The organism is Halomarina litorea (assembly GCF_024227715.1).
In the GTDB taxonomy this organism is placed as follows: domain Archaea; phylum Halobacteriota; class Halobacteria; order Halobacteriales; family Haloarculaceae; genus Halomarina; species Halomarina litorea.
Window position 1 is genome coordinate 1,693,304 of the sequence record NZ_CP100448.1, and the last position, 20,179, is coordinate 1,713,482.

Here is a 20,179-nt window from a genome sequence, read left to right on the forward strand (position 1 = left end):
GTCCCCCGCACTACGCCTCGTCGCCGTCCCCGTCTCCACGTCCGTCTGCTCCGACGTCGGGGACCTGCGAGGTGACCGCGTCGAGGTCGGCGGGGTCGACCGTCGCCTCCGCGACCGACGCCTCGGCGTCGAAGCGCACGAGTGACGCGGTTTCGAGTGCCGGCAGGTGGCAGTGGAGGACCGTGGCGGCCGCGGCCGTCTCGGGGTCGTCCGGCCCGCTGGCCCGCGAGGAGGCATCGTGGTCGACGAGGACCTCGGCGAGGTCCGTGACGTCGACCGGTCCGTCGGCCGCACAGAGGTGTTCGAGGACGCCCCGGCGGTCCTCGTCTGCAATCGCCCGCAGGAGGCGGTCAGTCTCGGCGGACGAATCGGTGATGTCTGTGTCACTGAGTCTCATGTCGTGTCTCCCCCGTGGCCGCCGCTCCATCGGCCCGCGTCGGTCGCCACGGGCGGTTCGGCGGCGGTAGGAAATCGCCGCCCACCGACGAGATATTTACTACGACAGGGCACTAGTAATTATATGTTTCGGCGGCGTGCGGCGCCGAGGGCCGTTCTCCACGAGCGGATGTCCATAAATTTAACTCGGGGTGCTTCATCCTCCTACAGGATGGGTTTGAACGACGACGGAGTGCCGTCGGAGACGGACGGCCGTTCGCCGATTCGGTCGGAGGAGTTCCGGCCGGGAGCGACGGACCCGCTACACGTCGTCACCGACCTCCTCGCGAGCGAACTCGAGTCGTCGCCGCTCGAGTTGAACCCGCCGCTCGGTCGGGTGGTCGACTGGGACGCCGTCGTCACGCTGCTCGGCCGGTCGGGCGAGACCGGCACCGTCGAGTTCGTCCGGTTCACCTACGGCGACTACGAGGTGGAGATTCGCGGGTCCGGGTCGGTCTTCCTGTTCCAGAACTCGGAGTGACGGCCCCGTGACGGTCGGTGCCGGGACGAAAGCTGTGTTTCTCTGCACCCACACAGGTCGGACCCCGTGATCCGTCGATATCGCCGTCAGCACTCCTGTCCCGGTCTGTCCGTACCGCTCAGCACGCCGCGAAGCAAGGGTTTTTATTTGACAAATCCTTGGCTCCGGCTACGATTAGCATGTCCACGGACGAAACACCCGACGACCTCGGTGAGGACACCGAGAGCCCAGACCAGCGGTCGGTCCGTGACCGACTCGAAGCCGAGACCGACCGGGCGGTCGAGAGCCTCGACGACGGTCTCGTCGACCTGCTCGCGTGGGTCCTCGACACCGAGACCCGTGCTCGCATCTACATCTACCTCCGTGAGAATCCCGCCGCGACGAGCAACGAGATCGCCGAGGGGACCGGCCTCTACCCGAGTACGGTCCGGGAAGCGCTCGCCGAACTGAACGGCGAGGGGAAAGTCACCCGGAGCAAGCGCGAGTCCAGCGGTGCTGGGAACAACCCCTACGAGTACGTCGCCATCCCGCCGGGCGACCTCGTCGCGGACATCGTCGGGGAGATTCAAGAGGAACTGAACACGGTGTTCAACCTCGACGACCGCCTCGCCGACCGGACGAGCGAGGAGCGCCCGGTCAGAATCACGGTCGAACGCCCCGTCGAGAACGCGGCGGAGTCGGACGACGACTGACCTGCAGACGGAGAGCCGAAGGCATAAGCCACGGGACGCCGTGTCCCGAGGTATGCAAGTCGCGCTCGGGGGGACGTTCGACCCGGTGCACGACGGTCATCGGGCACTGTTCGAGCGAGCGTTCGAACTCGGAGACGTCACGGTCGGACTGACGAGCGACGACCTCGCGCCGAAGACGCGCAACGAGGCGCGTGCGGTCGTTCCCTTCGAGCGACGCAAGGAACGCCTCGAGTCCGAACTCCGGCCCATCGCGGAGCGACACGGCCGCGAGTTCGAGGTCCGTCGACTGGACGAACCGACCGGCATCGCCACGGAACCCCAGTTCGACTACCTCATCGTCTCGCCCGAAACCGTCGAGGGAGCACAGCGAGTGAACGACATCCGCGAGGAGAGCGGGGCCGACCCTCTCGAAATCGTCGTCGTCAATCACGTCCCCGCCGAGGACGGGGACCGCATCTCCTCGACGCGCATCGTCCGCGGCGAGATAGACGAACACGGCAATCTCACGCCCGAGGCCACCGGCCGCCCCTCGCCCGGCGGGAACTGAGCGCTTCGCGGCGTCACCCGAACAGGCGGGCGCGGACGGTTCGAAGCGTCCACCGGGCGATACTCGGGACCTGTCGGAGGAACCCCAGCCCCGTCACGCCCAGTTGCTTCCTGAAGTCGGCCGTGTCGTAGTAGAGGTGTTCCTCGCGCATCTTCCCGTCCTCGTAGCGAATCACCGCGGTGCCGTCTACGGCGACGCGGCGACCGGTCGGCGAGAGCGGGCCGTACGCACCGTCGAAGGTGCCCGTCGTCGTGTAGTACGTCATCACCGTCTCCCCCTCGCCCAGACCGAGGCGGGGTTCGACGTGGAGGTCCGGGAACGCTCGGACCGAGTCACGGATGTGCCGTTCCAGCGCGTCACGGCCGCGAATCGGGTCCGGGGCCGCCGGGTCGTGGAGGACGTAGTCGCGGTGGACCAGTTCGGGGATGGCGGTGTACTCGCGCCCGTTCCACACCTCCTCGGCGAACCGGCGGGCGATATCGACTGCGGCGTCGGTGCTGGTGGGTGAGTGTCGCGAACTCATCCGTCCCGGTAGGCCATGTCAAAAGATAACCCTGTCTGGTGGACGGGTCGCTACCAGCCGGGTCGTTTCAGCCCCGCCTCCTCGATGAGGCCCTTCCAGCGTTGCTGGACAGAGAGTCTGGAGACGCCGACGGCGTCGGCCACGTCGCCCTGCGAGCGTCGGTCGCCCTCGATGAGCGCGCCGACGTAGAGGCTGGCCGCGAGGGAGGGTTTCTTCGAGCGTTCGGATTCGGGGACCGTCGAGAGGAACAGGTCGACCGCTCGCGAGCGAGCCGAAGACGCCAGTTCGAGGCGGTCGGCCGCCCGGTCGAGGTCGGCGAGCCACTGCTCGTTCTCGACCTGGTCACGGGCGCGGTACATGGCTCTCCGTTCCCGGGGAGCGTACATAAGCCCTCGCCGTGGGCCGAAAGTCGTCGGGCGGTAACGACAGGTTCTTCTGCCGGTTCACGGTACGTGTGGGTGCGCGTGGGTAGCCAAGCCAGGAAACGGCGCAGCGCTTAGGACGCTGTCTCTCAGGAGTCCGCCGGTTCAAATCCGGTCCCACGCACTTCCTTCGCGAACGACAGTGAGCGAGGAGTGCAACGGCCGGATTTGGAGCAGGGAGGTCCCGACAGGGTTCGACCGAGGTTCAAATCCGGTCCCACCCATGTTCTGTCCGAGCGAAGCGGGGACGAACAGCGGGCGGGGCGATTTGAGCCAGACGAGACGAGCGCCAGCGAGTCTCGGCGAGGTTCAAATTCCGGTCCCACGCACTCTGCGACGCGACTCACCACGAGAGCGTAGAGAGTGCCGAACTGCTTCAGGGTGCTTCCCAGTCCTCTTGGAGGTGTTCGTCCGCGACGACCCTGTCCCGGAACATGTCGATGATGTCCATGAACTCCCGCAGTTCCCGTTCGGGGACGCCGACCTGATACAGCGTGGTCTTGATTTCGGTGCGCACCACGTCGAACTCCAATTCGGTGACCTCCAGTTCCTCATGTGCCTCCTTCATGCCGCGGCCGGGGTAGACCGCCGGGTCGCCGGGCCGCCAGAGTACTCGATGGCCCACGCCGTCACGAGGTACTTGAACCCGGGGTTGGGGAACTCCTCGTGGAAGTCGCGGACCGCGGGGTTCTGGTTGGCGGTGTCGTTCTCGTACAGTCGGTCGACGAGGTCGTCGACCGCGCCCGCGATGCCGTAGACGCCGCCGAAGCGTTCGTACAGCGACTCGCCTTCGTACTCGACGATGCGGTCTTCGTCGCCCGCCTCCCCCATGCTGTACGTTATCCTTTTACTATTAATCATTTGACACAATTCTGAACGCTCGCTAACAGTAGTGCGTGAACGTGCAAACGAGACGATAGGGAGGTCGCTGGGGGAGCGAGCGCTCAATGAAGTCTACGGGTGCGGAGACGTTCGGCGGGGAGTGGGTACCGTCTCCGACGAGGGGGACTGGCGGTCGGGGCCGGCCCGTCGCTGTGCGGGGAACGACGTGGGAGAGGAGAGACGAGCGGGGTGGGGGAACACGGTGGAGCGGTCGGGTCGGGGTGAAGCTACTCCCAGGCGGGTCGGTCGAGCGCCTTGCCGCACGCCCGTCGGACGCGCTCTGCGCGCATGCCGTCGGTGGTGAGGACGAGTGCGCCGGTCGGCGAGTACTCGACGAGTCCTGCCTCGGCCATCGCCGGGAGGTGGTTCTCTTCCAGGTCGGCGTGGACGAGGCGGTGGGTCTCGTCGGTGGTGGACTCCCCTCGCTCCCACGCGGCCAGTCGTGCCACGAGGTCGTGGACCGGCACCGGGTGGAAGTGCCGGACGAGGTCGGAGAGGACGTACCGACGCCGGTGGTTCGAGAGCGCCGAGAAGACGTTGTCGAGTTCGCGCTCTCGCTCGGGCGGAGATGCTTCGCTCAGAGACTGGTTGATCATCGCCATCACCTGACACTGCGTGTTACAGACAATCAATCTCTACATTCGACATCACTACTGTTCATATCACTTCCGCCTTCCTGTCAATGAAATAAAATTTCCCCTCTGTGGGGTCGCACGCCGTCGGTCGCTCGTCAGTTCTTGTGCGTGAACAGCAACACGTCCCCCTCGTGTGCGCCGACACAGAGGTCGAGGAGGCGGTCGAGTTCGAGGCTGTCGTACTCCCCGCCGCAGACGACGAGGTCGTCGAACGGGCGGTCGCAGGCGGGACAGGCCACGCTCACCGTGTTGCGGTAGGTCCGCACGGTCCCGACCGTCGAGGTGGGAGTGAGCGAGGCGACGAGTTCGTCGAATTCGTCGTCGTCCATGCGCGAGGGGCGGTCCCGTAGCTGAAAGGTCTTTCCCACCGACCGGACGCCCTGAAATCGTGCGTGCACTCCTGCCGCGGCGCGCGTCAGACGAGCGCAAGACGCCCGGAAAGGTTTTTCATAGCTAGGGCAGAGATGCTATTTATGTCTGCTCTGGGGGATTTGCTCGAGGATATCATCGAGGGGGTCGACGCCGTGTTTCTCTTCTCGCCGACCACCTCCTACTACGAGCGGTTCGTGGAACTGGAGGACATTCCGGTGGTGGTCGTCGCCCCCGACAACGCCGTCGGCGCGGAACGACACGTCGAACTCCCCCTCGACTTCGCGGATGTGAAAGAGCGCATCCGCTTTGGCATCGAGGGCGGCATCGACCACGACTACATCGACGACGGGGCCATCGTCGCCTGCGCCACGCGCCTGTTCGACGACAGCGTCGACACCGTCACGCGCGTCAACGCCGGGGAGTTCGCCCGTTCGGGCGTCTACGGCCTGTTCGTCGCCTCGCGTGCGGACCCCGGCGTCATCCGGGACGTCCTCGACGTGACCATCGAACTGGGTAAGAAGGGCCAGAAGGGCAAGCAGGTGGGCGCGCTGTTCGTCGTCGGCGACGCGGGCAAGGTGATGAACAAGTCCCGGTCGCTGTCGTACAACCCCTTCGAGAAGTCCCACGTCCACGTCGGCGACCCCATCGTGAACGTGATGCTGAAGGAGTTCTCTCGCCTCGACGGCGCGTTCGTCATCTCGGACTCGGGCAAGATCGTCAGCGCCTACCGCTACCTCGAACCCTCCGCGGAGGGCACCGACATCCCGAAGGGCCTCGGCGCTCGCCACATGGCGGCGGCCGCCATCACGCGCGATACGAACGCCATCGCCATCGTCCTCTCGGAGAGCGACGGCCTCGTGCGGGCGTTCACGGGCGGGGAACTCATCCTCGAACTGGACCCGGAGGACTACTGATGCAGGTCAGCAGGTTCGCACAGGACGTCCTGCGGTTCGTCTCTGACTCGCTCGCGCCCCTGCTGGTCCTCGTCGTCGGCCTCATCGCCGGCTTCCTCGTCGGGCGCTTCGTGCGCCGACTGATGGTCACCATCGGCCTCCCGCGCGCCGTCGAGGGGACGACGTTCGAGCGCACCGCCCAGCGACTCGGCACCTCGACGGTGAGCTTCATCGCCACGCTCGTCACCCTGTTCATCTACCTCGCGACCATCGCGGCGGCCCTCGAACTCGCCGGTCTGCTGGAGACGCGCCTCTCGCTCATCGCCTTCGCGGGCTACCTCCCGCAGGTGTTCGCCGCCGTCCTCATCGTCATCGTCGGCCTCGTCGCCGGCGACAAGGCGGAGGTGGCGACCCGCGAGCGACTGGAGAGCGTCAAGCTCACCGAGGTGAACGTCCTCCCCCTCGCCGTCAAGTACAGCGTCTACTACATCGCGGCGCTCATCGCCCTCGCGGAACTGGGCCTCGCCATCGGCGCGTTGCTCGTCCTCCTCGGGGGGTACCTCTTCGCCGTCGTCGTCTTCGGCGGCCTCGCGCTGAAGGACGTCCTCGCCGCCGGCGCGTCGGGCGTCTACCTCCTGCTCACCCAGCCCTACGGCATCGGCGACGAGGTGCGCGTCGACGGCCACCGGGGCATCGTTCAGGAGGTGGACGTGTTCGTCACGACCATCGAGAGCGACACCGAGGAGTTCGTCCTCCCCAACCACCTCGTCTTCCGGTCGGGTATCGTCCGCTACCGCTGACCCGTCGAATCAGTCGTCGGGTCCTTCGACCCGCGAAACCTCCCGTGCGGGCACCCCCGCCACCGTCGTGTGTGCCGGCACGTCCGCCGCCACGAGCGAGTTCGCGGCCACCCGCGCCCCCTCGCCGATGTGGACGCCGGGGAGGACGATGGCCCCCGCGCCGACCATCGCGCGTTCGCCGACCACCACCTCCCCCGTCCGGTACTCCTCTTGCAGGAACTCGTGACAGAGGAGGGTCGCGTCGTAGCCGACGATGCAGTGGTCTCTCAGTACTACTAACTCCGGCCAGAACACGTCCGGCGTCGCCTCCAAGCCCCACGAGACGCCCTCACCGACGGTGACGCCCAGTCGCCGGAGCGCCCAGTTCTTCACCCGGAGGAAGGGCGCGAGGCGGGCGACGAGGACCAGCAGGTAGTTGAACACGATGCGCCCGAGGGACTTCGCCTCGGGCCAGTGCCACAGCGAGTTGCGCGGGCCGGGCGTGGGGTGGCTGGTGGTCCGGGCGTGGCGGCCACCGCCGTCGATGTCGTCGGTCACAGTCGCGATTCGGCGGGCGGGATTATGAAGCCGTCCGCCACGCCACCCGTCTCGGCTTCGACTGCCTCACCGCTCGACCGCCCAGAACCGGACGCTCTGGGGCACCTTCCAGAGCACGTCGGGCAGTCGCTGTCGGCGGGGTCGTTCTCCACTGGCGACTCTCGAACGGCCTGCGAAATCAGTATTCCCCAGGGGCGGTTCGTGGTAGCACGCCGGGGCGTCGGACGGCTACCCGCGCAGTTCCGCGACGTGGTCCAGACGGCGCTGGAGGAGGTCCTCGGTCCCGATGTCGTGCCTGACCCGGAGTCCGTCGCCGACGGCGGAGAGCGTCCCCTCCGCTATCTCCTCGGCCTCGGCGATGGTGTCGGCGACGCCGACGACGGCGAACGACCGCGAGGTGGTCGTGTAGATTCCGTCGTCGCGTTCGTCCACGCTGGCGTAGAACAGCAGCGCTTCCCCCACCGAGTCCTCGTCGACGCTCACCTTCACGCCCCCTTCGGGGTCCTCGGGGTAGCCGGCGGGGACGGCGTACTTGCACACCGTCGCCTCGGCACTGAAGACGAGTTCCGGGAGCGGTTCGCCCTCGCGGGCCGCCACGAGGACGTCCACGAGGTCCGTCTCGAGGACCGGGAGGGTGTTCATCGCCTCGGGGTCGCCGAAGCGGGCGTTGAACTCGACGACCTTCACGCCCTCGGCGGTGAGCATGAACTGGCCGTAGAGGACGCCCTTGTAGTCGTCGAGGGCGTCGACGGTGGCTTCGAGAATCGACACCGCCTCGCCGTAGTCCTCGTCGGAGTCCTCGTCGGTCATGAACGGGAGCGCGAAGTCGGCGTCGGAGTACGACCCCATCCCGCCCGTGTTCGGCCCCTCGTCGCCCTCGTAGGCGCGCTTGTGGTCCTGGACGGCGGGCGATATCTGCAGGTCGCCGTTGGCGACGAACGCCTGCACGGTGAACTCCTCGCCGACGAGTCGCTCTTCGAGGACGATTCGGTCGTGGCCCGACTCGCGGAGGTACGCCTTGGCCTCCTCCTTCGTCACCTGGTCGCCGGTGACCCGGACGCCCTTGCCCCCGGTGAGGCCCGCGGGCTTGACCGCGAGGTCACCGTCGTAGTCGTCGAGGTACTCGCAGGCCGCCTCCACGTCGTCGAACGTCTCGAAGTCGGGACAGCCCGGAATCCCCTCCTCGCGCATGAACCGCCGCTGGAAGGCCTTGTCCGTCTCGATGCGGGCCTGCTCGGCGTGCGGACCGAAGGCGTACACCCCGGCGTCGTCAAGTGCGTCGGCGACGCCTGCCGCGAGGGGTGCCTCCGGGCCGACGACGGCGAGGTCGGCGTCCACCGACTCGGCGTAGGCGACGACGGCCTCGGGGTCGGTCTCGTCCAGTTGCTCGACGCCCTCGGCGAGACGCGCGATACCGGGGTTACGATTCGACGCGCAGGCGTAGAGGTCCGTGTCGTCCGCCAGCGAACGGGCGATGGCGTGTTCCCGGCCGCCGCCGCCGACGAGGAGTACGGTCTCGGTCATACGCGGCAAGGGTAGACATACGAGTGTAAAGGTTGTTCTTCCGGCGACCGAATCTGTGCAGGTTCGTGCCCATCCGGTCGTCTGGTCGGCGCGCGACTCGCGCCGCCCGGACGGCCACCGATTTAGGGCTCGCATCCCGACGTAGGAGTATGACCCCCACAGACAGGAACCGGCTGGACGAGGAGGCCAGTCCGTACCTCCGCCAGCACGCGGACAACCCGGTCAACTGGCAGCCGTGGGACGAGGAGGCCCTCGCGGCCGCGAAGGAACGCGACGTGCCCATCTTCCTCTCCATCGGCTACTCGGCGTGTCACTGGTGTCACGTCATGGAGGAGGAGAGCTTCGAGGACGAGGACGTCGCCGAGACGCTCAACGAACACTTCGTCCCCATCAAGGTCGACCGGGAGGAGCGCCCGGACATCGACCAGTTGTACATCACCATCTGCCAACTGGTCCGCGGGAACGCGGGGTGGCCCCTCTCGGTGTGGCTCACGCCCGAGGGCAAACCGTTCTTCGTCGGGACGTACTTCCCGCCCGAACCGCGACAGGGGATGCCCGCGTTCGGCCAGTTGCTCGAAGATGTCGCCGCCTCGTGGCAGGACCCGGAGGACCGCCCGGAGATGGAGAACCGCGCCGAGCAGTGGACCCGCGCCATCGAGGGGGAACTCGAAGAGGTGCCCGACCCGCGGGACGTGCCCGAGGCGGGCTTCGTCGACCGGGTGGCACAGGCCGCCGTCAGGAGCGCCGACCGGGAACACGGCGGGTTCGGCGAGGGCCAGAAGTTCCCGCAACCGGGCCGAATCCACGCCCTCATGCGCGGGTTCGACGCCACCGGGCGGGGGGTGTACCGCGACGTGGTCGACGAGACGCTGACCGCGATGGCCCACGGCGGCCTCTACGACCACGTCGGCGGGGGCTTCCACCGCTACACGACCGACCGCGAGTGGATCGTCCCGCACTTCGAGAAGATGCTCTACGACCAGGCCGAAATCGGCCGGGCCATGCTGGAGGGTTACCGACTCACCGGTCGGGAGCGCTACGCCGACGCCGCCCGCGGGACCCTCGACTTCGTCGCCCGCGAACTCACCCACGACGAGGGCGGGTTCTTCTCGACGCTCGACGCCCGCTCCGGCGGCGAGGAGGGGACCTACTACGTCTGGACGCCCGAGACGGCCCACGACGCGATCAGCGACGAGACGACGGCGGACCTGTTCTGCGCCCGCTACGGCGTCACCGACCGCGGGAACTTCGAGGACCGCCAGACGGTCCTCACCGTCTCGGCCACCGTCGAGGACCTCGCCGGGGAGTTCGACCTGTCGCCCGAGGCGGTCCGCGAGCGACTCGCCGACGCCCGCGAGGCGGCGTTCGTGGCCCGTGAACGACGTACGCGCCCCGCCCGCGACGAGAAGGTGCTCGCGGGGTGGAACGGCCTCATGATTTCGGCGTTCGCGGAGGGGTCCCTGACCTTCGGCGAGGGGTACGCCGAGACGGCCGCGGACGCCCTCGCGTTCGTTCGTGACCGACTCTGGGACGACGACGAGGAGGTCCTCTACCGGCGGTTCAAGGACGGCGAGACGGCCATCCGCGGGTATCTGGAGGACTACGCCTTCCTCGGTCGAGGGGCGCTGGACCTGTATCAGGCGACGGGCGACCCAGACCACCTCGCGTTCGCGCTCACCCTCGGGCGGGCCATCGAACGGGAGTTCTGGGACGCGGACTCGGGAACGCTCTACTTCACCGCCGCCAGCGGGGAGTCGCTGGTCGCCCGGCCGCAGGAGCGCACGGACCACTCGACGCCCTCCAGTTCGGGCGTCGCCGTCTCCCTGTTCCTCTCGCTCGACGCCTTCGCACCCCACGAGCGGTTCCGCGACGTCGCGGAGCGGACGCTGGAGACGAACGCGCAACTGGTCGAGTCGAACCCGCTCGGGCACGCCGGCCTCGCCCTCGCCGCCGACGAGTTCCGCGCGGGTCACGTCGAACTCACCGTCGCCGCCGACGCCCTGCCCGACGACTGGCGCGAGGCGGTCGGCCGGACCTACCTCCCGCGCCGCCTGCTGACCGTGCGCCCGCCGACGGCGGACGGACTGGGCGAGTGGCTGGACAAACTGGGGCTGGACGAGGCACCGCCCATCTGGGCCGGACGGGAGGCGCGGAACGGACCGACCGTCTACCTCTGCGAGGACTTCACCTGCTCGCCACCGCAGTCTGACATCGAGGACGCCCTCGACTGGCGGGGGAGCGACGAGTAGTCCGGTCACGCCCGCCCGGGGAGACGCGGCGGGCGACTGAACAGGCCGTCGGCGACGAGTGCGGCACCGACGAGGGAGGCGGCGGTCAGCGCACTCCGCGTCGGGACCGGGAGGAACTGACTGGCCACGAGGGCGAGATAGAACGCCGCCGGGATGGCCGCCAGCAGGTGGTCGTAGCGCGTAAGCGAGGGTAGTCGACTGACGATGCCCGTGTCGGTGTCGTCACTCCCGGACATAGGACTCACCTCGGCGTCACCTTTCGACGCTCGGGAGAAAAAACCTGACGCCGGTGGCGCCCGGGCCCTACCGTTCGCCGCGGAGGTGTTCCGCGACGAACACCGCGATGGGCACGTCCGCGTCCTCGACGAAGCGGAGCTGCTCCTCCCCAGCGCGTTCGACCACCACGGTCGGGATGAACTCGATGCCGTACTCCTCGACGCCGGGGCCGACCTTCTCGCCGTCCTCCTTCTCGACGGGGAAGTGCTCGATGCGGTCGTCGCTCACGTCGGCGGCGTCGAGGGCGGCGGCGAAATCCGGTAACTGCTTCCGACAGTCCTTGCACCAGTCGCCGCCCCACACCTTGTACGTCACGTCGTCGTGTTCGCGGAGGGTTTCGACGGTGTCCTCGTACGCGCCGGCCGTCCAGACCGGGTTGGGCGACATGGTCTCCAGTTGCATTACCCCCGATTGCCGACCGAACGGTTTAACGCCGACGTTCGCGGCGTATCCTCCTCACGCCTCCTCGTCTCGGCTGAGGCGGTCGCGCAGGGCGGTCAGGAGCAGGTGACGGTGACAGCGCTTCGAGTCGCCCTCGAAACAGACGAGCACGAGGTCCTCGCCGTCCCGCAGGCGTGCGTCGAGCGCGTCGAGGGCGTCCCGCGCCTCCGGGGAGTCGAGGTGGTCGCGGTAGCGGTCCTCGAAGCCCACCTCCTCCCACGCGGCGTTGTGCGCGCCCTCGTCGCACATCCCGGCCATCTTCAGGTCCTCGTAGCGGGTCTTCGTCTCGTCGAGGAGGGATTCTGGTGGACCGAGCGCGGGGACGTTCTCGTCGGTCAGCGCGTGGAACCACCCCGGCGGGCGTCGGACGACGCCGACGAGCGTCGCGTCCGGGAACGAGACGAGGTCGTGCTGGATGGCGGCGGCGTACGTCTCTTCGACGCTCCCTCCCTCGGTGTCGGTCCCGGCCGCTCCGTCGGTCATGTGGTGGTCGAGTCGGTGTCCCCACAAAGGTCTGTCGCCGCCGTGCGCTCGCCGTACACCGGGTTGCGGGCTTCGCCACGCCTTTACTGGCGCGGGAGGTAGGCCGGGCATGGACGACAGCGTCCTCGACACGGTCGGCTCGCCGCTGGTCCGGGTGGCCTCGCCGCCCGGCGCGACGGTGGCCGCGAAAGTGGAGTCGCGAAACCCCGGCGGGAGCGCGAAGGACCGCCCCGCGCTGGCGATGGTCGAGGCCGCCGAGGACGACGGCATCCTCGAACCGGGCGACAGCATCGTCGAGGCGACGAGCGGCAACACCGGCATCGGCATCGCGATGGTCGCCGCCGCGAAGGGCTACGACTGCACCATCGTCATGCCGGCCTCGAAGTCGCCCGAGCGCCAGCGCATCATGCGAGCGTACGGCGCGACGCTCGAACTCGTCGAGGGGACCATCTCGGACGCGAACGACCTCGCGGACCAGCTAGCCGAACAGGGGATGGTCCAGCTCTCGCAGTTCGACAACCCGGCGAACCCGGAGGCCCACTACCACACCACGGGCCCCGAAATCCTCGACCAGGTGGGCGACCGCTCCATCGACGCCCTCGTCGCCGGCGTCGGGACGGGCGGCACCATCTCCGGTATCGCTCGCCGCCTCCGCGAGGAACACCCCGACCTGGAGGTGGTCGCAGTCGAACCCGACGACAACGCGCCCCTCTCGGGGGGCGAGATGGGCGGCGACCGCTTCCAGGGGATGGGGCCGGGGTTCGTCTCGCCGAACCTCGACACCGACCTCGTGGACTCGGTGGAGACCGTCTCGCTCGAAGCCGCTGAGGAGGAGTGTCGCCGCCTCGCCAGCGAGGAGGGACTGCTGGTCGGCCAGTCGAGCGGCGCGTCGAACGTCGCCGCCCGCCGGGTGGCCGCCCGCCTCGCCGACCCGGACGCCGACTGCCCCGAGACACCGGACGCCCCGGAACCGGACCGCGACTCCGAGCAGTTGCCACTCTCGCCGGAGGCGCGGGGCGAGGGGACCGACGGCGGGTCGGCGCAGAGAGGCGACGAGGACTCCGACGACGGCGAGTGCCCCCTCGTCGTGACGGTGTTCTGGGACAGCGGCGAGCGCTACATGTCGACGGGGCTGTTCGACTGAGCGCCCGCTCCGACCTGTTCTTCCAGCACGCGCGACCGGCTACGGAGCAACGTCCGCAGGTGGTCCGCGTCCGCGACTGTGTTCAACTCTCCGTTCGGGAGGCGCTCGGCGAGCGACCGGGCGTCCGCGACCGGGACGTTCGTGTCGCGGTCGCCGTGCCAGCACCGGACGGGGGGTCCGATTCCGTCGAGCAGGTCCGTCCACGGCTGTTCGAGCAGGCGGAACTCCTCGACCGCTCCGGCGGCGCCGCCGGCGAACGCCTCGACGAAGTCCCGGCGGACCACCTCGGCAGCGTCGGCCGGGACCGCCCCGCACCCGCCGGTCGTGTACTGCGAGACGACGGCCGACGGCGAGGTCCGCGCCGCGACCCACGCCTGCCCGCGGAACAGCGCCCTGAGGACCGGGGGCGTGCACTCGGCCATCGTCGCCAGTGCGCGCTGGACTGCGGGTGGGTTCTCCCGGCGCAGCGACGGCGGGACGGCTCCGGCGACGACGTCGACCTCACGGACACGCTCGGGGCGAGTCGCGGCGGCGGCCAGCGCGTGTGGCCCACCACCTGAGACCCCGACCAGCCCCGCCCGCGGGATGCCGGCGTCGTCCAGCACCGCGGCGACGAACTCGCCGGTATCCGTCAGTTCCCGTCGGCACCACGGCGGGGAACGCCCGTAGCCCGGCCGGTCGATGGCGAGGAGGCGGACGCCGAGGCGCGTCGCGTCTGCGTCGAACAGCGACCCGAGTAGGCGGGACCCGGGCGTCCCGTGGAGGAAGACCACCGGCGAACCGTCAGGGGGACCGTACTCCGTGTAGGCGACGTCGGGACGTCCGGCGACGGGGGCCGACCGGAGAACCGCCGCCGCCCGCGGCCCCGACTGTCGTGTCGTGTGCTCTGCCATCGAGGGGGGTTTCCGGCGCCAGCCACGAGTACCCGGCGCCGAACCTGTGCGGTGATTTATCCGATACCGGGCGCGACTCCCTGCCCGTGAGACGAGTCACCTTCGCCGTCGCCTACCCGCCCGATCTGCGCCACCCGCTACACTGCCGGTTGCTGGACGCGGACGGGGCGGAACGGGCGGAGCTACTGACCTGGGGGCCGACGGCGAATGTGACGGCGCTCCTCTGGGTCGACGGCGGGCGGGCGGTGGCCCGTGACCTCCTCGGGGCCGTTGGATCGCTCACGACGGCGCAGTTCGTCGCCGGCGACGGCGGAACCTACGCGTTCGTCCACCAGCGCGAGTACGGGTTCGACGACGCCGTGATGGCCCTCGTCTCGCGCTCCCGAGTGGCGTTCCTCCCGCCGGTGACGTTCCTCGATGGCGGGGTCGTCGAGTTCGATGCGGCCGGCGAGTCGGGCGCCCTGAGCGAGTTCTACGAGGGCCTGGACGAACTCGGATCCGTGACCGTCGAGCGGGTCGGTGACGTCGAGCGCGGCCGGACGGCGCACCCGGAACGTCTCACCGACAGGCAGCGGTCGGCGCTGGAGACGGCCGTCGCCGCGGGCTACTACGACGTCCCCCGGACGGGGAGCGTCAGGGAGGTGGCCGCGGAACTCGACTGTGCGGCGAGTACTGCCGGGGAGCTCCTTCGGAAGGCGGAAGCGGCCGTCGTTAGCGGGTACGTCGGGGTGGCGTAGCGGTCAGTCCAGCCGATCCGCGACGGCCTCCAACTGTGCTCGTCGCTCGGCCAGCGCCCCGTCCCGGAGGTCGACCTCCGCGTCCGTGGGGCAGGCCACCTCCGGGACTCCCGTGGTGTTCCCGTCCTCGTCGAGGGCGACGAAGGTGAAGAAAGAACTCGTCGTCTCGCGGTCCGGTTGGTCGCTCCGGGGGTTCTCCGCGTGGACGTCAACCTTCACGTCGAGGCTGGTCCGGCCCGTTGAGAAGACGTACCCCTCCACGACGACCACCTCGCCGAGTTCGATGGGCGAGATGAAGTCCACGTGGTCCATCGAGGCGGTGACGACCTGGTTGCTGGCGAAGCGCATCGCGGCGACGGCGCCGCAGATGTCCATCCAGTTCAGGACGGCACCCCCCAGCGCGCGTCCGAGGTTGTTCGTGTCGTTGGGCAGGAGGATTTCGGTCATCTCCGTGTACGAGTCGAGCAGTGGGACCGCGTCCATACTCGGGACTCGCCGCCCCCTCGGTTAGCCTTCACGGGTCGCCGGGACCGCGCTTCGCTCCACGGGTCCCGAAAACAACTGCTCGTCGGTGGACTCGCTGGGGTGAACTGGACGATTTATATTCATCCGCTCCATACCTGAACCGTTCTGTGTGATGGCCGACGCCGACCGACGGCGGGAGCGCCGCGTCCGGCGCACACCCGGCCCGAGTCTCACAGTCCGGAATCATCTCGAAACACGCGCGAACCAACAGAGCAGTGGAGTCGCCCACCTGACCGGACGAGTACGTCGTCGAGGTGGACGGTAGTGAGAACGTCAGCGATGCCGCCGTGGAGGCGCTGGCGGCCGTGAGCGACGAGACGTCGCCGTCGCTCCACGACATCGTCGACCCGGACGCGCTCGACTCGCTGTTCGCCCCGCGGTTCGGCGGCACGAAGCGCGAGGGGGGTTCGTGGTGTTCGACCACGAGGAATACCGCTTCGTCGTCGACAGCGCCGCCGGCGTGAGCGTCCGCCGTCGCGCGTAGTGCGGCACTTTTCGACTGCGATACTGGTATCAAGCCGGAGTTGGTACCGGAGGACAATGAGCGAGCAGGCCACTGAACGTGGCAGCGTCCGCGTCGTGGGAACCGCCCACGTCTCTGCGGACAGCGTCGAGGAGGTCGAGCGGGTCATCGAGAGCGAGCGCCCGGACGTCGTGGCCGTCGAACTGGACGAGGGCCGTTACCGACAGATGAAGGGCGACGGTCCCGAGGACCTCGACGCCGGCGACCTGCTCCGGGGTAACACCGTCTTTCAGTTTCTCGCGTACTGGATGCTCTCGTACGTCCAGGCGCGCCTCGGCGACGAGTTCGACATCAAACCCGGCGCGGACATGCTCGCGGCGGTCGAGACCGCAGAGGAACACGGCCTCGACGTGGCGCTCGTCGACCGCGACATCCAGGTAACCATCCAGCGCTTCTGGGCGCGGCTCACCGGGACGGAGAAACTGAAGCTCGTCGGCGGACTGGCGATGAGCGTCGCCCCGCCGACGCAGGTGGGGGCGATGGTCGGCGCGGCCGCCGGCCTCTTCGTCGGCCTCCTCGCCGGGACCGTCGGCGCTGGGTTCCTCGGTCTGAACACTCTCGCCGCCGCGCTCGGGTCGAGCGCGGGCGTACTCGGCGGCCTCGTCGCCGGCGTCGGCATCGCGCTCCTCCTGCTCGTGTTCGTCGGGGGGCTGCTCCCCGGCGACTTCCTGACGCGGGCGGTGACGAGCCTCGTCGTCGGCCTCACCCTCGGCGTCGGCCTGTGGGTCACCGGCGGCCTCGCCGTCGGCCCGGTCGACCTCTCGGCCGACGCGCTGGCGACGCTCGGTCGCGGGTCGGCGACGCTCCTCGTCGGCGTCGGCCTGAGCGTCCTCTTTCTCGCGTCGGTCGGGACCCTGCTCGGGGCGGCCCTCGCTGCGAGCCTCGACTCCGAGGCCGCCGAGTACGAGGACTTCGACATGTCGTCGCTGACCGACCGGGACGTGGTGAGTGTGATGATGGAGGAGTTCCGGCGGTTCTCGCCGGGCGGGGCGGAGGCGCTCATCGACGAGCGGGACGCCTACATCGCCCACAACCTCGTCTCCCTGCGCGAGTCGGGCAAGCACGTCGTCGCCGTCGTCGGCGCGGGCCACCGCGCGGGCATCGAGCGCTACCTCGAGAACCCGGAGACGCTCCCGCCGATGGACTCCATCTCCGGGCGGACCGCGGGCAAGCGCTTCTCGCTGTACAAGGTGTTCGGCTACCTGTTCACCGTCGGCTTCGCCGTCGCCTTCCTCCTGCTGGCGATGGCGGGCGCACAGAACCGCTTCCTGCTGGAGCTGTTCGTCGCGTGGTTCCTGTTCAACGGCGTCTTCGCGTTCGGGCTGGCCCGCCTCGCGGGCGCCCACTGGACGAGCGCGGGCGTCGGCGGGGCAATCGCGTGGCTCACGAGCGTCAACCCGCTGCTCGCGCCGGGATGGTTCGCGGGCTACGTCGAACTGCGCTACACGGAGGTGAACGTCGCCGACGTCTCCACGCTCAACGACCTCCTGAAGGACGAGGAGGCACCCCTCGGCGACCTCGTCGCCCGGATGCGGGCCGTCCCCCTGTTTCGCCTCATCCTCGTCGTCGCGCTGACGAACGTGGGCAGCATGATCGCGAGCGTCCTCTTCCCGTTCGTCGTCCTCCCGTACCTCTCACAGGACGTGGGGAGCATCGCGGGCGTCGTCGACCTGATGGTACAGGGCGCGCGAAACAGCATCGACCTCATCCTGAACGCGCTATGAACGTCAGATTCAGCTCCCGCGAACTGCTGGACCTCGCGATAGCGTGGGTCGCCCTCGGCATCGCGTTCTCGTTCTTCCTCCAGCGGAGCCTCGCGACCGGACTGCTCGCCGGGCGCTTCCCGGCGGGCGAGGCGCTCGTGACTCTCGCGCTCTCGATGGCGACGGTGGGCGTCGGCTTCCTGCTCCACGAACTCGCGCACAAGGTGGTCGCCATCCGATTCGGCCAGATAGCGGAGTTCCGCGCCGACTACGGGATGCTCGCGCTCGCCATCGGGGCGGGGCTGGCGGGCTTCCTCTTCGCCGCGCCGGGGGCGGTCTACCACGGCGGCCGGCGCGTCACGGCCCGACAGAACGGCCTCATCGCCCTCGCGGGGCCGCTGACGAACGTCGTCCTCGTCGGCCTGTTCGTCCCCCTGCTGTTCGTCGGCCCGCTGGCGGCGGTGGGGCGCCTCGGCGTCGCCATCAACGCCCTGCTCGCCGGGTTCAACATGATTCCGTTCGGCCCGCTCGACGGGAAGAAGGTCCTCAGCTGGTCGAAGGCCGTCTTCGCCGCGTCGTTCCTGCTGTGTGCCGGCCTCGCCGCGTTCGGCCTCCTGTTCGTCGGACTGATCTGACCGCGGGGAAAGACCTACCACCCCGTTCGGTGTACGGTCGATCATGTCCCCGAACCGAACGGAGCCGCTGTTCGACCTGACCGTCACGCTCGCGAGTGCGGTGGTGTTCGCGGCGTACATGCTCGGCGTGTTCCTCGACCCCATGTCGGCCGCGACCGTCGGAGCCGCCGTCGTCGCGGGCCTCGCCGTCGTCCTCGCGCCGCGCGGTGCCAGAGTCGCCCCCGCCGTCGTCGGCGTTGCCGGCGTCCTCCTCGCGGGGTACGTCGTCCCGTGGGCCGTCTTCGAGGGTCTCGTCGTCGACGCCGGCGCCTCGACCGAACCGTACCTCGCGGCCCTCGGGTCGCTGGCCGTCCTCGCGTCGCTGTTCGCCGTCCTCCGCGTCACCGCCCGTCCGGGGTCGCGGTCGGCCCCGCCGGTCTGAAACCGCGGACCCGACTCCGCGCATCGGTGTGTTTTTGCCTCCCGTCGCCGCCCACTCCCTCATGAGCGAGGACGCTGACCGCGAGGGCACGGGGAACGACGGACGCGGGGACGAGAGCGAGGGGATGACCTACTCGGACGCGGGCGTCGACATCGCCGACAGCGAGGCGGCGACGGCCGCACTCGTCTCCGCGGTGGGGGAGTTCGAGGGCGACTACGCCGGTCTGCTGGACATCGGCGACCGCTACCTCGCGCTCGCGACCGACGGCGTCGGCACGAAGTTGCTCGTCGCGGAGGCGATGGGCGACTACACCACCATCGGCATCGACTGCATCGCGATGAACGCGAACGACCTCGTCGCGGCGGGCGTCGACCCCGTCGCGTTCGTGGACTACCTCGCCGTGGACGTGCCCGACGACGACGTGGCCGAACAGGTCGGGACGGGCCTCTCTGCGGGCGCGGCCGAGGCAGGCGTCACCCTCGTCGGTGGCGAGACGGCCGTGATGCCCGAGGTCATCAAGGGACTGGACCTCGCGGGCACCTGCGCCGGTCTCGCCCCCAAGGACGCCGTCTTCTCCGGCGCGGCCGAGGTGGGCGACGCCCTCGTGGGCTTCCCGGCCTCGGGCATCCACTCGAACGGCCTGACGCTGGCGCGGAAGGCCGCGACGAAGAACCACGACTTCACCGACGCGTTCCCCCTCGACGAGTCGAAGACGGTCGGCGAGGTCCTCCTGGAACCGACGCGCATCTACGCGGACCTGCTCGACCCCCTCCGGGAGCACGACGCGAACGCCGCCGCGCACGTCACCGGCGGCGGGTGGACGAACCTCTCGCGGATGGGGGCGTTCCGCTACGTCGTCGAGGACGCCCTCGACCCGCACCCCGTCTTCGAGTTCGTCCAGCGCGAGGGGGACGTCGACGACGAGGAGATGTACCGGACGTTCAACATGGGGACGGGCTTCGTCGCCGCCCTCGCACCCGAGGACGCCGAGGCGCTGACCGACGAGACCGACGGCGAGGTCGTCGGGCGCGTGGCCGAGGGGTCCGGCATCGAGGTGGCTGGCCTGTCCCTCGAGTGAGCGGGGCTATCCGTCGGTGCCGAACGCACGGCGGACCGACTGAACGCCCGCGACGGTCAGCGACAGGCCGGTGAGGAGCAGTGCGACCCGGACTGGCGCGCCCGGTGAACTGGTGACACACTCCGCGTAGCCCGCCCCCTGCGAGCAGAGGCGTGCCGGGAACGTCGCGCCCAGCACGAGCGCGAGCGTCCCCCCGAGGAGGAGCGCCGTCCCCATCGCGAGGCGCGTCCCGCCCCGCCGCCGTCGCTCCAGTCGACACCACGCGGCCGCCAGTTTGCGCCGGTCGGTTCCGGGGTCCATGGCACCCCGTGGTGAGTGATGTCAACAC

28 protein-coding genes and 1 tRNA gene are annotated in these 20,179 nt (G+C 69.2%); 14 read left to right on the top strand and 15 right to left on the bottom strand.

The features are described 5' to 3' along the window. Positions 1-10: 10 nt before the first annotated feature. On the bottom strand, positions 11-397 hold the full coding sequence (locus NKG96_RS09225; protein WP_254534646.1) for a DUF7344 domain-containing protein: 387 nt from the start codon (positions 395-397) through the stop codon (positions 11-13). A gap of 210 nt (positions 398-607) precedes the next feature. On the opposite strand from NKG96_RS09225, the gene NKG96_RS09230 reads away from it, so the two are divergent. From NKG96_RS09230 to NKG96_RS09240, 3 genes are all read left to right on the top strand, one after another. Then, positions 608-916, top strand: a complete 309-nt coding sequence (locus tag NKG96_RS09230) for a HalOD1 output domain-containing protein (RefSeq protein WP_254534648.1) — start codon at positions 608-610, stop codon at positions 914-916. A gap of 179 nt (positions 917-1,095) precedes the next feature. Further along, positions 1,096-1,608 carry a winged helix-turn-helix domain-containing protein gene (locus NKG96_RS09235; RefSeq protein ID WP_254534649.1) on the top strand — a complete coding sequence of 171 codons (513 nt, stop codon included), beginning with the start codon at positions 1,096-1,098 and terminating at the stop codon, positions 1,606-1,608. A 52-nt stretch (positions 1,609-1,660) separates the two neighbouring features. Then, positions 1,661-2,155 (top strand): phosphopantetheine adenylyltransferase, encoded by a 495-nt coding sequence (locus NKG96_RS09240; RefSeq protein ID WP_254534650.1) that lies wholly within the window; start codon positions 1,661-1,663, stop codon positions 2,153-2,155. Positions 2,156-2,168: 13 nt separating this feature from the next. On the opposite strand, the gene NKG96_RS09245 is transcribed toward NKG96_RS09240, so the two are convergent. Beyond that, complete coding sequence (locus tag NKG96_RS09245; RefSeq protein ID WP_254534651.1) at positions 2,169-2,678, bottom strand: ester cyclase; 510 nt, start codon at positions 2,676-2,678, stop codon at positions 2,169-2,171. 50 nt (positions 2,679-2,728) lie between these two features. After that, entirely contained in the window at positions 2,729-3,037 is a 309-nt protein-coding gene (locus NKG96_RS09250) for a transcription initiation factor IIB family protein (protein WP_254534652.1), read from the bottom strand. Between the two features lie 103 nt (positions 3,038-3,140). On the opposite strand from NKG96_RS09250, the gene NKG96_RS09255 reads away from it, so the two are divergent. Further along, positions 3,141-3,224, top strand: a tRNA-Leu gene (locus tag NKG96_RS09255). Between the two features lie 252 nt (positions 3,225-3,476). Here the strand turns inward: NKG96_RS09255 and NKG96_RS09260 are convergent. The 4 genes from NKG96_RS09260 to NKG96_RS09275 all read right to left on the bottom strand — a co-directional run bounded on the left by NKG96_RS09260 (position 3,477) and on the right by NKG96_RS09275 (position 4,946). Then, positions 3,477-3,668, bottom strand: a complete 192-nt coding sequence (locus NKG96_RS09260) for a globin family protein (RefSeq protein WP_254534653.1) — start codon at positions 3,666-3,668, stop codon at positions 3,477-3,479. Next, on the bottom strand, positions 3,665-3,961 hold the full coding sequence (locus NKG96_RS09265; RefSeq protein WP_254534654.1) for a globin family protein: 297 nt from the start codon (positions 3,959-3,961) through the stop codon (positions 3,665-3,667). The genes NKG96_RS09260 and NKG96_RS09265 overlap by 4 nt, the downstream gene beginning before the upstream one ends. 248 nt (positions 3,962-4,209) lie before the next feature. Next, positions 4,210-4,614 carry a DUF7344 domain-containing protein gene (locus NKG96_RS09270; protein WP_254534655.1) on the bottom strand — a complete coding sequence of 135 codons (405 nt, stop codon included), beginning with the start codon at positions 4,612-4,614 and terminating at the stop codon, positions 4,210-4,212. 98 nt (positions 4,615-4,712) lie between these two features. Beyond that, on the bottom strand, positions 4,713-4,946 hold the full coding sequence (locus NKG96_RS09275) for a DUF7385 family protein (RefSeq protein WP_254534656.1): 234 nt from the start codon (positions 4,944-4,946) through the stop codon (positions 4,713-4,715). A 144-nt stretch (positions 4,947-5,090) separates the two neighbouring features. Here NKG96_RS09275 and dacZ point away from each other — a divergent pair, with 144 nt between their 5' ends. Both dacZ and NKG96_RS09285 read left to right on the top strand, forming a co-directional pair. Next, a complete protein-coding gene (gene dacZ / locus NKG96_RS09280; RefSeq protein WP_254534657.1) occupies positions 5,091-5,903 on the top strand; it encodes a diadenylate cyclase DacZ in 813 nt (270 codons plus the stop codon). Then, positions 5,903-6,682: a mechanosensitive ion channel domain-containing protein gene (locus NKG96_RS09285; protein WP_254534658.1), complete on the top strand. Its 780-nt coding sequence runs from the start codon at positions 5,903-5,905 to the stop codon at positions 6,680-6,682. The genes dacZ and NKG96_RS09285 overlap by 1 nt, the downstream gene beginning before the upstream one ends. Positions 6,683-6,691: 9 nt before the next feature. On the opposite strand, the gene NKG96_RS09290 is transcribed toward NKG96_RS09285, so the two are convergent. After that, complete coding sequence (locus tag NKG96_RS09290) at positions 6,692-7,219, bottom strand: acyltransferase (RefSeq protein ID WP_254534659.1); 528 nt, start codon at positions 7,217-7,219, stop codon at positions 6,692-6,694. Positions 7,220-7,447: 228 nt separating this feature from the next. Beyond that, positions 7,448-8,743 (bottom strand): phosphoribosylamine--glycine ligase, encoded by a 1,296-nt coding sequence (gene purD / locus NKG96_RS09295; protein ID WP_254534661.1) that lies wholly within the window; start codon positions 8,741-8,743, stop codon positions 7,448-7,450. 149 nt (positions 8,744-8,892) lie between these two features. Here purD and NKG96_RS09300 point away from each other — a divergent pair, with 149 nt between their 5' ends. Further along, positions 8,893-10,992, top strand: coding sequence for a thioredoxin domain-containing protein (locus NKG96_RS09300; RefSeq protein WP_254534662.1), 2,100 nt, complete (start codon positions 8,893-8,895; stop codon positions 10,990-10,992). A 5-nt stretch (positions 10,993-10,997) separates the two neighbouring features. Here NKG96_RS09300 and NKG96_RS09305 read toward each other — a convergent pair whose 3' ends face one another. The 3 genes from NKG96_RS09305 to NKG96_RS09315 form a co-directional block, all read right to left on the bottom strand. After that, positions 10,998-11,228 carry a DUF8015 family protein gene (locus NKG96_RS09305; protein ID WP_254534663.1) on the bottom strand — a complete coding sequence of 77 codons (231 nt, stop codon included), beginning with the start codon at positions 11,226-11,228 and terminating at the stop codon, positions 10,998-11,000. Positions 11,229-11,295: 67 nt separating this feature from the next. Next, positions 11,296-11,670, bottom strand: a complete 375-nt coding sequence (locus NKG96_RS09310) for a thioredoxin (protein ID WP_254534665.1) — start codon at positions 11,668-11,670, stop codon at positions 11,296-11,298. A 54-nt stretch (positions 11,671-11,724) separates the two neighbouring features. Beyond that, positions 11,725-12,192, bottom strand: coding sequence for a DUF488 domain-containing protein (locus NKG96_RS09315; RefSeq protein ID WP_254534666.1), 468 nt, complete (start codon positions 12,190-12,192; stop codon positions 11,725-11,727). A 109-nt stretch (positions 12,193-12,301) separates the two neighbouring features. On the opposite strand from NKG96_RS09315, the gene NKG96_RS09320 reads away from it, so the two are divergent. Further along, positions 12,302-13,336 (top strand): PLP-dependent cysteine synthase family protein, encoded by a 1,035-nt coding sequence (locus tag NKG96_RS09320; RefSeq protein ID WP_254534668.1) that lies wholly within the window; start codon positions 12,302-12,304, stop codon positions 13,334-13,336. Here the strand turns inward: NKG96_RS09320 and NKG96_RS09325 are convergent. Further along, entirely contained in the window at positions 13,309-14,229 is a 921-nt protein-coding gene (locus NKG96_RS09325) for an alpha/beta fold hydrolase (protein ID WP_254534669.1), read from the bottom strand. The genes NKG96_RS09320 and NKG96_RS09325 overlap by 28 nt on opposite strands. A gap of 86 nt (positions 14,230-14,315) precedes the next feature. Between NKG96_RS09325 and NKG96_RS09330 the strand changes: the two genes are divergently transcribed. Further along, the gene (locus tag NKG96_RS09330; protein ID WP_254534670.1) at positions 14,316-14,966 is read left to right on the top strand and encodes a helix-turn-helix domain-containing protein; all 651 of its coding nucleotides are present in this window, start codon (positions 14,316-14,318) and stop codon (positions 14,964-14,966) included. A gap of 3 nt (positions 14,967-14,969) precedes the next feature. On the opposite strand, the gene NKG96_RS09335 is transcribed toward NKG96_RS09330, so the two are convergent. Next, on the bottom strand, positions 14,970-15,449 hold the full coding sequence (locus tag NKG96_RS09335) for an acyl-CoA thioesterase (protein ID WP_254534672.1): 480 nt from the start codon (positions 15,447-15,449) through the stop codon (positions 14,970-14,972). Between the two features lie 296 nt (positions 15,450-15,745). Here NKG96_RS09335 and NKG96_RS09340 point away from each other — a divergent pair, with 296 nt between their 5' ends. The 5 genes from NKG96_RS09340 to purM all read left to right on the top strand — a co-directional run bounded on the left by NKG96_RS09340 (position 15,746) and on the right by purM (position 19,851). Next, positions 15,746-15,955 carry a HalOD1 output domain-containing protein gene (locus NKG96_RS09340; protein WP_254534673.1) on the top strand — a complete coding sequence of 70 codons (210 nt, stop codon included), beginning with the start codon at positions 15,746-15,748 and terminating at the stop codon, positions 15,953-15,955. A 76-nt stretch (positions 15,956-16,031) separates the two neighbouring features. Continuing rightward, positions 16,032-17,738 (top strand): TraB/GumN family protein, encoded by a 1,707-nt coding sequence (locus tag NKG96_RS09345; protein WP_254534674.1) that lies wholly within the window; start codon positions 16,032-16,034, stop codon positions 17,736-17,738. Further along, a complete protein-coding gene (locus NKG96_RS09350; RefSeq protein WP_254534675.1) occupies positions 17,735-18,352 on the top strand; it encodes a zinc metalloprotease in 618 nt (205 codons plus the stop codon). Before NKG96_RS09345 ends, NKG96_RS09350 begins: the two co-directional genes overlap by 4 nt. Before the next feature lie 43 nt (positions 18,353-18,395). Beyond that, complete coding sequence (locus tag NKG96_RS09355; RefSeq protein ID WP_254534676.1) at positions 18,396-18,773, top strand: hypothetical protein; 378 nt, start codon at positions 18,396-18,398, stop codon at positions 18,771-18,773. Between the two features lie 61 nt (positions 18,774-18,834). Then, positions 18,835-19,851, top strand: coding sequence for a phosphoribosylformylglycinamidine cyclo-ligase (purM, locus tag NKG96_RS09360; protein ID WP_254534677.1), 1,017 nt, complete (start codon positions 18,835-18,837; stop codon positions 19,849-19,851). 6 nt (positions 19,852-19,857) lie between these two features. On the opposite strand, the gene NKG96_RS09365 is transcribed toward purM, so the two are convergent. Beyond that, positions 19,858-20,151: a hypothetical protein gene (locus NKG96_RS09365; protein WP_254534678.1), complete on the bottom strand. Its 294-nt coding sequence runs from the start codon at positions 20,149-20,151 to the stop codon at positions 19,858-19,860. Positions 20,152-20,179: the final 28 nt, after the last annotated feature.

Bases quoted from the DNA above. Each gene is read 5' to 3' on its own strand.
- NKG96_RS09325 (WP_254534669.1), bottom strand. From the start codon at position 14,229: ATGGCAGAGCACACGACACGACAGTCGGGGCCGCGGGCGGCGGCGGTT.
- NKG96_RS09235 (WP_254534649.1), top strand. From the start codon at position 1,096: ATGTCCACGGACGAAACACCCGACGACCTCGGTGAGGACACCGAGAGC.
- NKG96_RS09350 (WP_254534675.1), top strand. From the start codon at position 17,735: ATGAACGTCAGATTCAGCTCCCGCGAACTGCTGGACCTCGCGATAGCG.
- NKG96_RS09245 (WP_254534651.1), bottom strand. From the start codon at position 2,678: ATGAGTTCGCGACACTCACCCACCAGCACCGACGCCGCAGTCGATATC.
- purM (WP_254534677.1), top strand. From the start codon at position 18,835: ATGAGCGAGGACGCTGACCGCGAGGGCACGGGGAACGACGGACGCGGG.
- NKG96_RS09305 (WP_254534663.1), bottom strand. From the start codon at position 11,228: ATGTCCGGGAGTGACGACACCGACACGGGCATCGTCAGTCGACTACCC.
- NKG96_RS09300 (WP_254534662.1), top strand. From the start codon at position 8,893: ATGACCCCCACAGACAGGAACCGGCTGGACGAGGAGGCCAGTCCGTAC.
- purD (WP_254534661.1), bottom strand. From the start codon at position 8,743: ATGACCGAGACCGTACTCCTCGTCGGCGGCGGCGGCCGGGAACACGCC.
- NKG96_RS09335 (WP_254534672.1), bottom strand. From the start codon at position 15,449: ATGGACGCGGTCCCACTGCTCGACTCGTACACGGAGATGACCGAAATC.
- NKG96_RS09355 (WP_254534676.1), top strand. From the start codon at position 18,396: ATGTCCCCGAACCGAACGGAGCCGCTGTTCGACCTGACCGTCACGCTC.
- NKG96_RS09285 (WP_254534658.1), top strand. From the start codon at position 5,903: ATGCAGGTCAGCAGGTTCGCACAGGACGTCCTGCGGTTCGTCTCTGAC.
- NKG96_RS09320 (WP_254534668.1), top strand. From the start codon at position 12,302: ATGGACGACAGCGTCCTCGACACGGTCGGCTCGCCGCTGGTCCGGGTG.
- NKG96_RS09315 (WP_254534666.1), bottom strand. From the start codon at position 12,192: ATGACCGACGGAGCGGCCGGGACCGACACCGAGGGAGGGAGCGTCGAA.
- NKG96_RS09365 (WP_254534678.1), bottom strand. From the start codon at position 20,151: ATGGACCCCGGAACCGACCGGCGCAAACTGGCGGCCGCGTGGTGTCGA.
- NKG96_RS09275 (WP_254534656.1), bottom strand. From the start codon at position 4,946: ATGGACGACGACGAATTCGACGAACTCGTCGCCTCGCTCACTCCCACC.
- NKG96_RS09230 (WP_254534648.1), top strand. From the start codon at position 608: ATGGGTTTGAACGACGACGGAGTGCCGTCGGAGACGGACGGCCGTTCG.
- NKG96_RS09345 (WP_254534674.1), top strand. From the start codon at position 16,032: ATGAGCGAGCAGGCCACTGAACGTGGCAGCGTCCGCGTCGTGGGAACC.
- NKG96_RS09240 (WP_254534650.1), top strand. From the start codon at position 1,661: ATGCAAGTCGCGCTCGGGGGGACGTTCGACCCGGTGCACGACGGTCAT.
- NKG96_RS09310 (WP_254534665.1), bottom strand. From the start codon at position 11,670: ATGCAACTGGAGACCATGTCGCCCAACCCGGTCTGGACGGCCGGCGCG.
- NKG96_RS09250 (WP_254534652.1), bottom strand. From the start codon at position 3,037: ATGTACCGCGCCCGTGACCAGGTCGAGAACGAGCAGTGGCTCGCCGAC.
- NKG96_RS09260 (WP_254534653.1), bottom strand. From the start codon at position 3,668: ATGAAGGAGGCACATGAGGAACTGGAGGTCACCGAATTGGAGTTCGAC.
- NKG96_RS09265 (WP_254534654.1), bottom strand. From the start codon at position 3,961: ATGATTAATAGTAAAAGGATAACGTACAGCATGGGGGAGGCGGGCGAC.
- NKG96_RS09225 (WP_254534646.1), bottom strand. From the start codon at position 397: ATGAGACTCAGTGACACAGACATCACCGATTCGTCCGCCGAGACTGAC.
- dacZ (WP_254534657.1), top strand. From the start codon at position 5,091: ATGTCTGCTCTGGGGGATTTGCTCGAGGATATCATCGAGGGGGTCGAC.